The organism is Bacillus sp. AK124 (assembly GCF_053903085.1).
The window spans coordinates 3,785,486-3,800,331 of record NZ_CP096378.1 but is presented as its reverse complement, the minus strand read 5'-3'; the positions used below and the strand labels follow the sequence as shown (position 1 = coordinate 3,800,331).

Genomic DNA, 14,846 nt, shown 5'->3' with positions numbered 1-14,846 from the left:
TTTGTCCTGGCCGATTTTTATATTAGAATAGATAAAAGCCTAAAAAAAGTGAGGTATCTTAAATATCGTGTCAGTCAGTCAAAGAGATCGAATCGATGTGAAGCTAGTAGCTCTGGATATGGATGGAACACTATTAAATGATGAACAGACCATTTCTGATGAAAACAGAAATGCGATTAAAGAAGCAGAGGAAAAAGGGATTTATGTCGTGCTCAGTACCGGCCGCACGCTGATGACGTGCCGGGAGTTGGCGGAGTCGCTCGAACTGTCTTCTTTTTTGATCACGGCAAACGGCAGTGAAATTTGGGATTCGTCTTTCAACCTGGTCGAGCGTCAGCTGCTTCATCCCGATCATGTCCAAATGATGTGGGATTTGCGCAATCTGCACAACACCGATTTCTGGGCCGCCAGCGTCGATAAAGTGTGGAGAGGCGAGTTTCCTGAGGATATTCAGGCGTATGAATGGCTGAAATTCGGCTTTGATATTCCGGATGACGACGTCAGAAACCGGGTCCTGGAAGAGCTGAAAAAGAACAAAGAATTGGAAGTCAGCAATTCAAGCCCGACCAATATTGAAGTCAACGCCATCGGGATCAATAAAGCGGCCGCTTTGGCAAAAGTATGCGAGCGCCTCGGCTTTACGATGGAACACGTGATGGCGGTCGGAGACAGTTTAAATGATATCGCCATGATCAAAGAAGCGGGTTTAGGCGTTGCCATGGGGAACGCCCAGGAAATCGTCAAAGAAACCGCAGACTGGATCACGGATTCCAATATCGAACACGGAGTCGCAAAAGCGATCAGGCATTGGGTATTGTCCTAGCCGAAAAAAGAGCCGATTTACGGCTCTTTTTTTTTGTGCAAAATAAAAAATATTCATGGACTGAAGCAAGTTGAAAAAACCTTGTGAAATCAGGTTTTTCAGCTAAAACTTTTTAGGAAAAATGATTTATTTTATGTGAGGTTTTCTAACAATATGATGCCAAGCGGGCAAATCCTTGATATAATCTATTCAAGTTTGATTATTCGGAATTAAGGTTCCGAAAATCGGAACAAAATGAGGGATATACTAAAATTCGACCGAATGTGCATCAATATATAGGGGGGATTTGATGAATCAAGTTGATTTAAACTGCGATCTTGGAGAAAGCTTCGGCGCTTATAAAATCGGGCTCGATGAGGAGATTCTCGAATTTGTTACATCAGCCAACATCGCTTGCGGATTTCATGCCGGAGACCCTGGCGTCATGCGCAAAACCGTCAAAATGGCGGCGGAAAAAGGCGTGAAAATCGGCGCGCATCCGGGACTTCCCGATTTAGCGGGATTCGGGCGCCGCAATATGGCGATTACGCCTGAAGAAGCATACGATCTTGTCGTGTATCAAATCGGTGCGCTTTCAGGATTTTTAAAAGCCGAAGGTGTGACCATGCAGCATGTGAAACCCCATGGCGCACTGTATAATATGGCGGCGCAAAGCCGGGAACTGTCGGATGCGATCGCGCGTGCAGTTTATCAAACAGACCCGGAACTGATTTTATTCGGTTTGGCGGGAAGCGAACTTGTGCTTGCCGGTGAAAGAGCCGGTTTGAAAACGGCTCACGAAGTGTTCGCCGACCGTACATATCAGGAAGACGGAACGCTGACTTCCCGCCGCCAGAATGATGCGCTGATTCATGATGATGATGAAGCCGTCGGTCAGGTGATCCGCATGGTCAAAGAAGGCAAAGTCCGCAGCCTGCAAGGAACGGATGTCAGCCTTAAAGCAGATACGGTGTGCATTCACGGAGATGGTGCACACGCGCTTCAGTTTGCGAAAAAAATCCGCCGTGAACTCAGAGCAGCAGATATTAAAATACAAGCTTTTTCTACATGATGTTGACAAAAGGAGGAATACCATTTGAAACAAAATAAAAAAACAAAAGCGTCATCAAGCAACTGGACGTTGCTTTTGGGCGCCGCTTTTTTAATGGCCACATCCTCAATCGGGCCGGGATTTTTAACGCAAACCACAGTCTTTACACAGAGCTTGGCTGCAAGCTTCGGCTTTGTCATCCTCGTTTCCATCATTTTAGATATCTTCGTTCAAACCAATGTATGGAGAATCATTGCGGTTTCTGAAAAAAGAGGGCAGGAAATCGCCAACCTCGTCTTTCCGGGACTCGGCTATGTCATCGCATTTCTCGTCGTTCTGGGCGGGCTTGCTTTCAACATCGGCAATATCGGAGGCGCCGGTCTCGGCCTCCAGGTTTTATTCGGCATTACACCGCAGACGGGTGCGATCATCAGCGCCGCGATCGCGGTTTTGATCTTTGTCATTAAAGAAGCGGGAAAAGCGATGGACCGGTTTACGCTGATCGCGGGCTTTGTCATGATTTTATTAGTGGTGTACGTTGCGATTACGACCGGTCCTCCGGTTGGAGAAGCAGTAACAAAAACGATCATGCCTGATAATATCGACATTCTTGCGATTGTGACGCTTGTCGGCGGTACGGTCGGCGGATACATTACATTTGCCGGCGGACACCGTTTGCTTGATGCGGGTGTTAAAGGGAGGGCTGCGATTCCTGAAGTAACGAAAAGCTCTGTTTCCGGCATTTTGATCACATCTGTCATGAGAATTGCGCTTTTCCTTGCTGTACTTGGAGTCGTCTCAAAAGGCCTGCACATTAATCCGGATAACCCGCCGGCTTCTGTCTTCCAGCTTGCTGCGGGAAATATCGGCTACAAAATTTTCGGCCTCGTCATGTGGGGAGCTGCCGTTACATCTGTAATCGGCGCTGCTTATACGTCGGTATCATTCTTTAAAACGTTTTCTCCGAAAATCGAAAAGAATTCGCGCGGCATTATAATTGTCTTTATTATTGTATCAACGCTTTGTTTTGTAACAATTGGAAAGCCGGTCAACCTTCTCGTTCTTGCCGGCGCATTAAACGGCTTAATTTTGCCTATCGCACTCGGATCCCTTCTGATCGGCGCGCATAAGAAGAATATTGTCGGCGACTACAGGCATCCGATCTGGCTTACAATTCCGGGTGTTCTGGTCGTTATTGTTATGGCCATCATGGGAGGCTATACGTTAATCAATGAAATTCCTAAGTTATGGGGATGATATCGTTGCGTCATGTAAATGAAATGCGCCCTGACGAAGTCAGGGCCCTGATTCGAAAAGGCGAAATAACGGGTCCGACAGCCGGGATGGCCGGGGGTTTTACCCAGGCAAACCTGGTGATTTTGAAAAAAGAGCTCGCTTTTGAGTTTTTGCTGTTTTGCCAGCGCAATCAAAAGCCGTGTCCGATTCTCGATGTCACAGATCCCGGATCTCCGGTTCCGTCCATCACGGCGCCGGATGCCGATATCCGCACCGATTTTCCGAAATACCGCGTATACAGGCGCGGCGAATTGGCGGATGAAGTGACCGATATCCATTCTTTATGGGAAAACGACATGGTCGGTTTTTTAATCGGCTGCAGCTTTACGTTTGAACAAGCGTTAATCAATAACGGAATCCCTGTCAGACACATTGAAGAAAAGCGAAATGTTCCGATGTATCAAACGAATATTCCTTGTGTCCCGGCAGGCCGTTTTCAAGGGCCGATGGTTGTCAGTATGAGGCCGGTTCCGGAAGAGCAGGCGGTGCGTGCCGTTCAGGTTACATCAAGGTTTCCCGCTGTTCACGGAGGACCTGTCCATATCGGCAGGCCTGAAGCCATCGGTATAACAGACATCGCAAAACCCGATTTCGGCGATGCGGTCACGATAAAAAAAGGAGAAGTTCCGGTATTTTGGGCATGCGGCGTCACCCCTCAGGCCGTCGCCATGCACGTAAAGCCGGAGCTGATGATCACGCATTCGCCCGGCCATATGCTTGTTACCGATGTTCGGGACGAACAATTTGGCGTGTTATAGGATCTCAAAATCAATACAGAGTGGTTTATCTGTATTGATTTTTGATTTAAGGGGATGAAAGGCAAGGTGAAACAGAATGAAAAATCTATCGAATGTGACAATGTCTCCGCTCGGCGACTCCGCGGTTATCATTCAGCTCGGAGAGGGGATAAGCGAACAGACGCATCGTGTCGTCAGTGCACTGACAAAGCGGATTGAAAACGATCCGTTTCCCGGTTTTATTGAGTGTGTGCCGGCTTTCACGAGTGTGACCGTTTTCTATCAGCCGTTTGAAGTATACCGCAAGATGGAGAGCGGCAAGGCTGTTGATTCTCCGTATGAAAAGGTAAAAGCCCTCATCGAACATCATCTCCAAGAGCTCACAATGGAAGAAGAAACAAATCAGCGTACGGTGGAAATTCCGGTTTGTTACGGCGGCCGTTTCGGCCCTGATTTGGAGGAAGTGGCCGACATCAACGGACTGACTGCACAGGAAGTCATCGATATTCACACCTCGGGTGAGTACCTCGTTTATATGATCGGCTTTGCGCCGGGCTTCCCTTACTTAGGCGGAATGTCTGAAAAGATAGCCGCGCCGCGGCGGTCCTCTCCGCGGACTACGATTCCCGCCGGCTCAGTAGGAATCGCCGGCATGCAAACAGGCGTCTATCCCCTTTCAACGCCGGGCGGCTGGCAGCTGATCGGCAATACGCCGCTTGAATTATTCAAGCCTTATGAACAGCCTCCGAGCCTTCTGAGAGCAGGGGATATCGTGAAATTTGTCAGCGTGACAGAAGAGGAGTATCACGCGCTGAAGGAGGGAAAATCTTGAGCATAGAAGTGTTAAAGCCGGGTCTGATGACGACGGTTCAAGACTTGGGCCGTGCAGGTTTTCAAAAATACGGCGTGCTTGTCAGCGGGGCCATGGATGCCGATTCTTTGCGGATTGCCAATCTGCTCGCGGGGAACAGCCAGAACGAAGCTGCGCTTGAAGTGACGCTGATGGGACCGGGGCCGTCTCTCCGCTTTCAAAAACCGGCTCTTATAGCGGTGACGGGCGCTGACTTTTCACTGATGGTAAATGACGAAGAAGTCCCGCTTTGGCGTCCGGTTTTCATCAAAGAAGGCAGTGTGTTGACATTCGGCATGTGCAAGCGCGGTAGCCGTGCATATATGGCGGTAGCCGGGGGGATTGATGTGCCGCCTGTGATGGAAAGCAAAAGCACATATGTCAGAGCAGGGCTCGGCGGTTTTCAAGGAAGGGCGCTTCAAAAGGGAGACGTGTTATCGCTAGGCAGCCCGACGCCGTTGTCGGAAGCGATGTACAGAAAGCTTGCAGACCATGGCGATGGCTTAGGCTTTGGGGCTCCGAAGTGGGCTGTCGACCGCAAATATTTTCTCCCGTTAAAAAAGAATCCGGTCATTCGTGTCATCAAAGGCGATCAGTTCGCTTGCTTCACCTCATCATCGCAAGAACGCTTTTTCGCGGATACATTCCGGGTGACGGCCAAATCCGACCGGATGGGGTACCGTCTTCAAGGAGAAGCGCTCGAACTCACTCAGCCGCTGGAAATGATCTCTGAAGCGGTATCGTTCGGAACGATTCAGGTGCCGCCTGACGGCAATCCGATCGTTCTTCTCGCAGACAGACAGACAGCGGGCGGATATCCGAGAATCGCCCATATCGTATCCGCCGATTTTTCACAGGTGACGCAGATGATGCCGGGCGAGCAGGTACAGTTTCAGCTTGTCAGCCTTCAGGAAGCAGAGCGCATTTACATCGAACGGGAGACGAAAATCAGCGAACTTTCCGCCCGATTGAAGCTTGAATACATGTTATGATAGGTGTGATGTGTATCAGGAGGGGGAAGGCATGGAACATAAAAACAAAACAGTTGTCAAAGCTATGACCCTGCTCAATCTGTTCCTGACGAGAGAAAGGCTCTCACTGGGCGACATGATTGAGCTGACAGGCATGCCGAAAACATCTGTCTACCGCATGGTTTGTTCTCTCGAAGAAATGGGTTTTCTCGACCGTGACGAGAACGGGATGTATGCTTTAGGACTGCTGTTTTTGCAATACGGCCACCTTGTTTCAGAAAGGCTTGATATCCGAAAAATCGCTCTGCCTATCATGGAAGAACTCCGCGATGACGTGGATGAAGCCGTCCATTTGATCGTGAGGCAGGGAAATGAAGCGATGTATATAGAAAAAATTGAGGGCACGCAGACCGTTCGCCTCTATACAGCGATCGGGAGGCGGTCCCCTTTATATGCCGGAGCCTGCGCAAGAAGCATTCTGACATTTTTGCCTGAAGAAGAGCGGGATGCCTATATCAAGAAAACAGAGCTGGTGCCGATCGCTTCCGGTACGATCCGGGATAAGAACGAGCTGATCCGCATTTTGAATGAGTCGTACCGGAGCGGCTGCACGGTCAGTCATTCGGAGCTCGAAGACTACACCTCTGCGATCGCCGCGCCGATTTTCAATCATAAGCGCGAAGTCGCGGCGGGGATCAGCATCGCCGGGTTTGAAGCCCGCTTTCAGAAAGACCGTCTTCCTTATTTGACCGAAAGAGTGAAAAAGGCGGCGCTTGACATTTCGAGAAAGTTAGGTTTTTAGGAAAAAAGAAAAGTATCCTTTCGAGCCTCTCCCGAGTACATATATGGTAGCTGCCGCGAAAAAACGGCATACCGGAGGGGGAAAGGATATGACGCTTCAATATACGGCTCTCGGCGATTCTCTAACCGTCGGGGTCGGTGCAGGTTTGTTTGAGCCGGGGTTTGTCCAGCGCTATAAAAGGAAAATGGAAGAGGATTTGAACGAATGCGTTTCTTTGCTTGTATTTGCGAAATCGGGTCTTGAAACGTCGGACATTCTGGCGATGCTGAACGAGCCGTTCATCATGGAACAGGTCAAAAAAGCGGACGTCATCACGATAACGGGCTGCGGCAATGACCTTCTGCAATCGCTGGAGATATATGAAAAAGAAAAGGATGAACACGTCTTTTTGGAAGCTTCCTCACACTGTCAGAAAAACTACTCAGGCATGCTTGAGAAAATCGGAGACATAAAGGGAGACAAAGATACGCGTTACCTCGTCCGTCTTCTCAATTTATACAACCCTTTTCCGTCGATCGAATTAGCGGACAAATGGATTTCCGGCTTTAACAGGCATTTAAAACAGCTCGAGTCCGCTCCGCAAATCAAGGTGATCGATACTTATGCTGTCTTTAAAGGACACGAACAAGAATATTTGTCAATTGACCGCGTACATCCAAACAGCAGAGGGTATGAAGCGATGGCGGAAAATTTGCGAGCGTCGGGCTACGGGCCGCTGAAAAGCTGAATATGATGAAGAAAGACCATTCCAATCAGGAATGGTCTTTTTTTATGCAATTCTTCAGCGAGCCTTTATTTTCCTCGAGTCGGCCGCGGCAGCCGAAACCAGACTAAAAAATGAAACTATTAAATTTTGTCACACGGCTCCTGCCAAAGTGCCGTTTTCTTTCAATTGAGCAGTCATCTGTAAGCGTTTTAATATAAAGACAAGGAGCCGACATTATTCGACATCATTTTTTTATCACAGGCTTTAAAGGACAACAAAGGAGGGTTATGAAATGGAAGAAAGACAAAATCCAGATTTCAAAGTAAAGATTCAACGTTTCGGAAGCTATTTGAGCGGAATGATCATGCCGAATATCGGTGCATTTATCGCATGGGGGATCATTACCGCCCTGTTTATTCCGACGGGATGGATGCCGAATGAGGCGCTTGCTTCATTGGTTGATCCGATGATCAAATTTCTGCTGCCGCTCTTGATCGGATACACGGGCGGTAAGATGGTGTACGACCACCGCGGAGGCGTCGTCGGTGCGACTGCAGCGATGGGTGTTATTGTCGGTGCGGACATTCCGATGTTCCTCGGCGCGATGATCATGGGGCCGCTGGGCGGCTTCCTGATGAAATTGACGGACAGGCTTTTCAAAGATAAGGTCCGTTCCGGATTTGAAATGCTGATCAACAACTTTACAGCCGGAATTCTCGGTTTCGTTTTGGCAGTGCTCGGCTTTCTTGCGATCGGTCCGGTGGTGCTCGGCTTGAACAAAACATTGGCGGCCGGCGTGGAAGTGATCGTCAATGCGAATCTGCTTCCATTGGCAAGTATTTTTGTAGAGCCTGCGAAAGTTCTTTTCCTTAACAATGCGATTAACCACGGTATTTTGAGCCCGATTGGTATTGAACAGGCCGCCCAGACAGGAAAATCGATTTTATTCCTTTTGGAGGCGAACCCAGGTCCGGGTCTCGGGATTCTTTTAGCTTACATGATTTTTGGAAAAGGCACATCAAAGCAGACCGCCCCGGGCGCTGCAGTGATTCACTTCCTTGGCGGGATTCACGAAATTTATTTCCCTTACATTCTGATGAAACCGCTGTTAATCCTGGCTGCAATAGCGGGCGGAGCGAGCGGTGTGCTGACATTCTCCATCTTTAATGCGGGGCTGGCGGCTGTTCCTTCACCGGGAAGCATTATTGCGGTGCTGGCGATGACGCCGAAAGGCAACCACATCGGTGTGATCCTTGGTGTTCTCGTCGCGGCAGCCGTTTCATTCATTGTAGCTTCTTTGATTTTGAAAACGTCTAAAGCCGGCGAAGAAGATTTAACAGCCGCAGCGGAAAAAATGCAGCAAATGAAAGGTAAGAAGAGCCAAGCCGTTTCTGCATTGACTTCGGCTGATGAAGCGGAAGAATCAGAGGCAACTTACGAAAATGTCGGCAAGATCATTTTCGCGTGTGATGCCGGAATGGGCTCCAGTGCGATGGGGGCATCGATTTTGAAAAACAAAGTCAAAAAAGCAGAACTCGATATCGACGTATCCAATACATCGATCAATAATCTGCCTGGAGATGCCGACATCGTCATTACGCATAAAGACTTAACGGAACGCGCAAAAGCGAAGCTTCCAAACGCTAGACACATATCAGTGGAAAATTTCCTTAACAGTCCAAAATACGATGAACTGATCAATCAGCTTAAAAAGTAAAGTTTGAGAATCCGTGAGCCTGTCAATCAGGCTCACACAACATGTATGAAAGAGAGTGATTTCCCAATGAAACCAGTACTTGCAAAAGAAAACATTCATCTCAATCAATCTGCCGCAACGCAGGAAGAAGCGATCAGGCTGGCCGGAAAGGCGCTGGTTGACGCCGGCTATGTGACCGCGGATTATATCGAGAAAATGTTGGAGAGGGAAGGCCTCACTTCCACTTACATGGGGAACGCAATCGCTATTCCGCATGGTACGGAAGACAGCAAGCGGGATGTTCTTCACTCCGGAATATCCGTGATCCAGCTTCCGGAAGGTGTCGAATACGGCGATGGCAATATCGCTAAAGTGATCTTTGGCATTGCCGGGAAAAATGATGAGCATTTGGACATTTTGTCAAAGATTGCGATCGTCTGCTCAGAAGCGGACAACGTCGAACGGATCATCAATGCGAAAAATGAAGACGAGTTAATGGCGGTTTTTGAAGAAGGTGACCAAATATGATTGCACTACATTTCGGTGCGGGGAACATCGGCCGGGGATTTATCGGAGCCTTGCTCTGCAAATCGGGGTATGATGTCGTGTTCGCCGATGTAAACGATGCCGTGATCAAGGAACTGAACGACAAGGGCCGCTATTTCGTCGAATTGGCCGATGCCGGAAGGAAGCAGGAAACGATTGGCCCGGTTCGGGCGATCAACAGTGCGACCCAGCTTGACGAATTGTATGATTTCATAGCGAAAGCCGACCTTGTCACCACTGCGGTGGGTCCTGCGGTTCTTAAGCTGATCGCAGAGCCGATTGCAGAAGGTTTGAAGCGCCGGATAAAACTAAATACACAGCCTTTAAACATCATAGCTTGCGAGAATATGATCGGAGGCAGCGCTCATCTTCGCGAGGAGATTTTTGCCCGCTTAACTGAAACAGAGCGCGCCGCAATCAGCGATTCAGTCGGTTTTCCGAACTCGGCAGTCGACAGAATTGTGCCGATCCAGCATCATGATGATCTGTTGAAAGTAACGGTGGAGCCTTTTTTCGAATGGGCCGTCGATCAAACGGAATTCGCGGGAAAAGTGCCGGATATTGAAGGTGTGACATATGTACCGGATCTCGCGCCATTCATCGAAAGAAAGCTGTTTACGGTCAATACCGGACATGCCATGGCGGCGTATGCCGGCTATAAGAAAGGTTTGAAGACGATAAAAGCCGCCATTCACCACCCGGAGGTCCGTCAAACGGTAGCAGGCGCGCTTGAAGAAACAGGCCGGTACCTTGTTCAGACATACGATTTTACACAGGAAGAGCACCGGGCATATATGACAAAAATTATCGGGCGCTTTGAAAATGAATGCCTATCAGACGATGTCACCCGTGTGGCCAGGTCGCCGCTTCGCAAGCTTGGCAGGGATGACCGTCTTGTCGGCCCGGCCAGAAAGCTTTGCGACCTCGGCTTTGAACCTGTCCGCCTTGCAGAAGGTATTGCCTTGGCGCTGCAGTTTGATTGTGCCGATGATCCGGAAGCCGTTGAGCTTCAAAGCATGATCGCTGAAAAAGGCTATGAAGGCGTGCTTCGAGATGTATGCGGACTAAAAGAGGATCATTCTTTATTCAAACTGGTGATCAGCCATTTGAAAGCATAGTTTCAGATAGAATCGGGAAAAGTTCGGCAGCCGGGCGGGGGCTGCCGAAACAGAATGTATGAACAGGGCGGCGCAGATGCAACCTAACCTGGAAACATCAGCTGTGGGCTGATGTTTCTTCACTTCTTGAAGATTTTAATAAAAAATTAATTAGTTCGAATTGAAGATTTCTTAACAGCGTTTTATGATAGGGATACCGTTTCAACCGCCGGACCCCCTTTCACTCCCGCAAAAACGACAACACCGGAGGCGGCGTTTTATGTATATGACAGCAAGGGAACAAAAATTGATGAAATACCTTTTGCATCAAAACCGCTATGTCAAAGTCAATGAAATTGCCGACTATATTGAAGTCAGCACAAGAACGGTCCACCGCGAGCTCAAAGCGGTTAAATCCGTTCTGGACAAGTACAGTCTTCAACTTGATAAGCAGCCGGGAAAAGGCTTGAAACTGGTCGGTGTCTACAGAGACAAACAGCGGCTTCTTGAAGATCTGTCCCGGGACAGCCATGTCGAATACAGTGCCGATGAACGAAAGCTTTTGATTTTATGCGCGATGCTTGAAGCGGGAGAACCGATCAAGCTTTATACAATCGCCAATGACTTGCAGGTGACGACGGCAACGATCAGCAACGATCTTGACGAGCTGGAGAAGTGGATCGCTCCGTTCGGCCTGTCGCTGATCAGAAAAAGAGGCTACGGCATAGAGCTGAGGGGGCCGGAGGATGCCAAGCGAAAAATCGTCGGAAACTTGATGGCCGACAAGCTCGATGTTCAGCAGTTTCTGGAAACAATCGAAATGAATATTAAAGGCAAGAACGAAGCGCCGGAGAAAATATTCGGTGTCGTCAGCAGGGGGAAATTGCTGAAAGCGGAAAAAGTGCTGTTTCAGATGAAAGAAAAGTATGGGCTTTCCCTTTCCGACAGTGCATACATCGCTCTCGTCGTCCACTTGACGTTTGCGATCGAGCGGATACAGCTCGGTGAAATGATTAATATGAATGAAGAAGAATTGACGGACCTGAAGCGTACGAAAGAGTTTGAACTGGCGCTTGCGCTTGCAAAGGAGCTTGAAAATGCGTTTCACGTGAAGATCCCCGAAGCTGAGGCGGGTTATATAACGATGCATTTAAGAAGTGCCAACAAAAGCTTCAAAATCGACTACAGAGCGGAAGATATCGAGCTGGATACCGCCCTCAGGACGAAAAAGCTGATCGATTTCATCTCGCAAAAAACGGGCACGAATTTAACAGGCAACCATTCGCTTTATGAAGGATTAATCGCCCACCTTGAACCGGCGATCATCCGGATCAAAGAAAAGATGTCAGTGCATAATCCGTTAACAGAACAGGTCAAAAAAGATTATTTTCTCTTATATATGGCCATAGAGGAAGGCGTCGAAACATTTTTTCCGGAAATCCGGTTTCCAGATGAAGAAATTGCTTTTATCGTCCTTCACTTTGGATCGGCGCTTGAGATGAGCAAACAAAAAGTAGACATCAGCGCGCTCGTGATTTGTTCGAGCGGAATCGGTTCATCAAAGATGCTGGCCTCGCGGCTGAAAAAAGAGCTTCCTGAAATCGCTTCCTTTGAGATATCCTCGCTGATGGAGCTGAAATCGAAAAATACCGGTGCCTATGACATCATCGTTTCAACCGTGCCGATCCCATATGAAAACATTGACTGCGTCACCGTCAGTCCGCTCCTTGACACAGAAGATGTGAAACAGATCAAACACCAGCTCACCCGGAAAATCCCGCTCATCCTTCGGAAAAAGCGGATGGCTCCCAAAAAACCGGAGCCGTTTCCTGATATGCTTCAGATTGCGCGGAAAATCGGCCATTACGCAGCCGGCATTCAACATTTACTGAGCCATTTTACAGTTGAAACGCTGGAAGCTGAATCAAGCCTGGAACATACGGTCAAACGCCTTTGCAGCACCCTTGAAGATCAAGGTCTGGTTACGGATGCAGGGCAGATGGCCGGCGGGCTGATGACAAGAGAAGCACAGGGGGGCCTCGGCATTCCCGGAACCACCTTCGCACTGTTCCATTTAAAAAGCGAAGCGGCCGCGATTCCCCTCTTTAAAGCTTATGATCTATCCAAACCGTTCGAGATCAAAGGGATGGACGGAAGCGTCATGAAGATGACGCGGATGCTTATCATGCTGGCGCCGGCCGATCTGTCTCCGGAAGGTTCCGAGATTTTGAGCTTGATCAGCTCTTCGATGATTGAAAGTGACGAAAGTATAAAAGCGTACCAGACCGGAGACCGCGAGCAGCTGTACGGAAGGCTGAACGTGTTGTTTCACCGGTTTATACAGGATAAAGAGTGGTAAAAGCCCCGGTCACCCGGGGCTTTCTTCATTTTTCGCGCACACGGTCATGTTTAAACAAAAATTTCTCCGGTTAAAAGTCTAGTAATATCAGCTAAAGGGAGGAATCACAAATGGATTTGCGCAATCAGCAGACAAACGGACAGCCGGCACAGACGCAAGACCGTCAGCCCGGCATCGAAAGCGTCATGAACCCGCGTCCGATCTATGAAGATGAAAATTACAAAGGGACGGATAAATTGAAAGGAAAGGTCGCACTGATTACAGGGGGCGACAGCGGAATCGGCAGGGCAGTTGCCGTTGCCTATGCTAAAGAAGGCGCGGACATCTCGATCGTCTACTTAAATGAACATGAGGACGCTCAGGAGACGAAAGCGCGGGTTGAAAAAGAAGGCGTCAAATGCATGCTGCTTCCCGGAGACGTCAGAGACGAAGCATTTTGCAATGACGCGGTTGAACAGACTGTAAAGGAGCTGGGCCGTCTTGATATTCTTGTCAATAATGCGGCCGAACAGCATCCAAAAGACAGCATTAAAGAGATTTCCAGTGAACAGCTTGAGAAAACATTTAAAACAAATTTCTTCTCTTATTTCTACTTTACAAAAAAAGCGATCGATTATTTGGAGCCGGGCAGCGCGATCATCAATACAACATCGATCAACCCTTACCGGGGCAATCCGCAGCTGATTGACTACACGGCAACAAAAGGTGCGATCAATGCATTTACACGGTCGATGTCACAGGCGCTCGTCAAAGACGGCATCCGTGTCAATGCCGTTGCACCGGGACCGATTTGGACGCCGCTGATCCCGTCCACATTTTCAGGTGAGGAAGTGGCGAAGTTCGGTACAAATACACCGATGGGCCGTCCAGGTCAGCCGGTGGATCATGTGGGCTGCTATGTGCTTTTAGCATCTGACGATTCTTCGTATATGACAGGGCAGACCCTCCACGTCAACGGCGGAGACTTTATCACGACATAAAAGGGGGAAGCTCGTGTGAAGGTGACAAAGGAAGACGTAATCGAATACTACGAGAAAGCGGGCATCGCGCTGAGCGACGATGATAAAGAAAACATCCAAATCATGGACTACGGTTTAAATAAGCTGAATAAGCTGGGACTTCAGCTGTTCGTCTATGTCAACACAGACCGCTACTGTGCCAAAGAGCTTGTATTATTCCCTGAACAAACATGCCCCGAACACCGGCATCCTCCCGTAGACGGGCAGGAAGGGAAAGAAGAGACATTCAGGTGCAGATACGGAAAAGTGTATTTGTATGTAGAAGGAGAAAAAACGGAAGTCCCGGCCGTTCTGCCGCCGCACGAGGATATCGAGCATTTCACCGTTTGGCACGAAATTCAGCTCACACCCGGCGAACAGTACACGATTCCGCCGGATACGAAACATTGGTTCAAAGCGGGGAGTGAAGGTGCTGTGGTTACGGAGTTTTCTTCAACAAGCACCGATGATCACGATGTGTTTACAGACCCGAGAATTTAGCGAATGGGAGCCAATCTCATTCGCTTTTTTCCGTCCGATCAAACACATCAAAGCCGATGAAGCGTTGTCCGTCATGATCGGCAAAATAAAATTGAACACCGTTCACACAAAGTGTTTTGACCGCTTCCTGTGACGTCGGTCGAAACCGATGAACGCGGGCGCCGTTTAGGAAAGCCGGTTCAAGTTTGTGTTTTCTGCCGGTCAGCGTTCCAAGCCGCGCTATTTCCGGAGCCGCCTTCCCCGGAAATTCGACACCGATCATCCGCTGATGGCGGTCAAAGTCTGCAGCCAAAGCCGTATTGCCGATATCATCGGTTGCTGCGGCAGACCCGGCACGGTTTTCCGTCAAAGCAATGTAGCCCATATCAGCCTCAGAATCAAACGATATGAAAATATTCACGTCAAAAACCTCCGTTCAATTGTTTAATATACAA

At 48.8% G+C, this 14,846-nt stretch carries 15 protein-coding genes; 14 read left to right on the top strand and 1 reads right to left on the bottom strand.

Features of this window, described 5'->3' with window-relative positions:
* The first annotated feature begins 67 nt into the window (after positions 1-67).
* The 14 genes from M1E06_RS19110 to M1E06_RS19045 all read left to right on the top strand — a co-directional run bounded on the left by M1E06_RS19110 (position 68) and on the right by M1E06_RS19045 (position 14,412).
* Positions 68-823, top strand: a complete 756-nt coding sequence (locus tag M1E06_RS19110) for a Cof-type HAD-IIB family hydrolase (protein WP_020450202.1) — start codon at positions 68-70, stop codon at positions 821-823.
* 289 nt (positions 824-1,112) lie between these two features.
* Positions 1,113-1,874, top strand: a complete 762-nt coding sequence (pxpA, locus tag M1E06_RS19105; RefSeq protein ID WP_023857912.1) for a 5-oxoprolinase subunit PxpA — start codon at positions 1,113-1,115, stop codon at positions 1,872-1,874.
* 24 nt (positions 1,875-1,898) lie between these two features.
* Complete coding sequence (locus M1E06_RS19100) at positions 1,899-3,110, top strand: NRAMP family divalent metal transporter (RefSeq protein ID WP_025810105.1); 1,212 nt, start codon at positions 1,899-1,901, stop codon at positions 3,108-3,110.
* Positions 3,111-3,133: 23 nt separating this feature from the next.
* A complete protein-coding gene (locus M1E06_RS19095) occupies positions 3,134-3,907 on the top strand; it encodes a putative hydro-lyase (RefSeq protein WP_456270556.1) in 774 nt (257 codons plus the stop codon).
* A 76-nt stretch (positions 3,908-3,983) separates the two neighbouring features.
* Entirely contained in the window at positions 3,984-4,718 is a 735-nt protein-coding gene (pxpB, locus tag M1E06_RS19090) for a 5-oxoprolinase subunit PxpB (protein WP_025810103.1), read from the top strand.
* A complete protein-coding gene (locus M1E06_RS19085; protein WP_025810102.1) occupies positions 4,715-5,728 on the top strand; it encodes a 5-oxoprolinase subunit C family protein in 1,014 nt (337 codons plus the stop codon). Before pxpB ends, M1E06_RS19085 begins: the two co-directional genes overlap by 4 nt.
* Before the next feature lie 31 nt (positions 5,729-5,759).
* A complete protein-coding gene (locus tag M1E06_RS19080) occupies positions 5,760-6,509 on the top strand; it encodes an IclR family transcriptional regulator (protein WP_023857908.1) in 750 nt (249 codons plus the stop codon).
* Between the two features lie 88 nt (positions 6,510-6,597).
* Positions 6,598-7,236, top strand: coding sequence for a GDSL-type esterase/lipase family protein (locus M1E06_RS19075; protein ID WP_035337176.1), 639 nt, complete (start codon positions 6,598-6,600; stop codon positions 7,234-7,236).
* Positions 7,237-7,507: 271 nt separating this feature from the next.
* Entirely contained in the window at positions 7,508-8,932 is a 1,425-nt protein-coding gene (locus tag M1E06_RS19070) for a PTS mannitol transporter subunit IICB (RefSeq protein ID WP_023857906.1), read from the top strand.
* Between the two features lie 66 nt (positions 8,933-8,998).
* Positions 8,999-9,439 (top strand): PTS sugar transporter subunit IIA, encoded by a 441-nt coding sequence (locus tag M1E06_RS19065; RefSeq protein WP_023857905.1) that lies wholly within the window; start codon positions 8,999-9,001, stop codon positions 9,437-9,439.
* Positions 9,436-10,575, top strand: a complete 1,140-nt coding sequence (locus M1E06_RS19060; protein WP_023857904.1) for a mannitol-1-phosphate 5-dehydrogenase — start codon at positions 9,436-9,438, stop codon at positions 10,573-10,575. The genes M1E06_RS19065 and M1E06_RS19060 overlap by 4 nt, the downstream gene beginning before the upstream one ends.
* A 259-nt stretch (positions 10,576-10,834) precedes the next feature.
* A complete protein-coding gene (locus tag M1E06_RS19055; protein ID WP_023857902.1) occupies positions 10,835-12,913 on the top strand; it encodes a BglG family transcription antiterminator in 2,079 nt (692 codons plus the stop codon).
* Between the two features lie 110 nt (positions 12,914-13,023).
* The gene (locus M1E06_RS19050) at positions 13,024-13,893 is read left to right on the top strand and encodes an SDR family oxidoreductase (protein WP_023857901.1); all 870 of its coding nucleotides are present in this window, start codon (positions 13,024-13,026) and stop codon (positions 13,891-13,893) included.
* Between the two features lie 15 nt (positions 13,894-13,908).
* Positions 13,909-14,412 (top strand): D-lyxose/D-mannose family sugar isomerase, encoded by a 504-nt coding sequence (locus M1E06_RS19045; protein WP_020450216.1) that lies wholly within the window; start codon positions 13,909-13,911, stop codon positions 14,410-14,412.
* A 16-nt stretch (positions 14,413-14,428) separates the two neighbouring features.
* On the opposite strand, the gene M1E06_RS19040 is transcribed toward M1E06_RS19045, so the two are convergent.
* Complete coding sequence (locus M1E06_RS19040; protein ID WP_023857900.1) at positions 14,429-14,812, bottom strand: DUF2283 domain-containing protein; 384 nt, start codon at positions 14,810-14,812, stop codon at positions 14,429-14,431.
* Between the last annotated feature and the right edge of the window lie 34 nt (positions 14,813-14,846).

Bases quoted from the DNA above. Each gene is read 5' to 3' on its own strand.
- pxpA (WP_023857912.1), top strand. From the start codon at position 1,113: ATGAATCAAGTTGATTTAAACTGCGATCTTGGAGAAAGCTTCGGCGCT.
- M1E06_RS19095 (WP_456270556.1), top strand. From the start codon at position 3,134: ATGCGCCCTGACGAAGTCAGGGCCCTGATTCGAAAAGGCGAAATAACG.
- pxpB (WP_025810103.1), top strand. From the start codon at position 3,984: ATGAAAAATCTATCGAATGTGACAATGTCTCCGCTCGGCGACTCCGCG.
- M1E06_RS19080 (WP_023857908.1), top strand. From the start codon at position 5,760: ATGGAACATAAAAACAAAACAGTTGTCAAAGCTATGACCCTGCTCAAT.
- M1E06_RS19075 (WP_035337176.1), top strand. From the start codon at position 6,598: ATGACGCTTCAATATACGGCTCTCGGCGATTCTCTAACCGTCGGGGTC.
- M1E06_RS19070 (WP_023857906.1), top strand. From the start codon at position 7,508: ATGGAAGAAAGACAAAATCCAGATTTCAAAGTAAAGATTCAACGTTTC.
- M1E06_RS19065 (WP_023857905.1), top strand. From the start codon at position 8,999: ATGAAACCAGTACTTGCAAAAGAAAACATTCATCTCAATCAATCTGCC.
- M1E06_RS19060 (WP_023857904.1), top strand. From the start codon at position 9,436: ATGATTGCACTACATTTCGGTGCGGGGAACATCGGCCGGGGATTTATC.
- M1E06_RS19055 (WP_023857902.1), top strand. From the start codon at position 10,835: ATGTATATGACAGCAAGGGAACAAAAATTGATGAAATACCTTTTGCAT.
- M1E06_RS19050 (WP_023857901.1), top strand. From the start codon at position 13,024: ATGGATTTGCGCAATCAGCAGACAAACGGACAGCCGGCACAGACGCAA.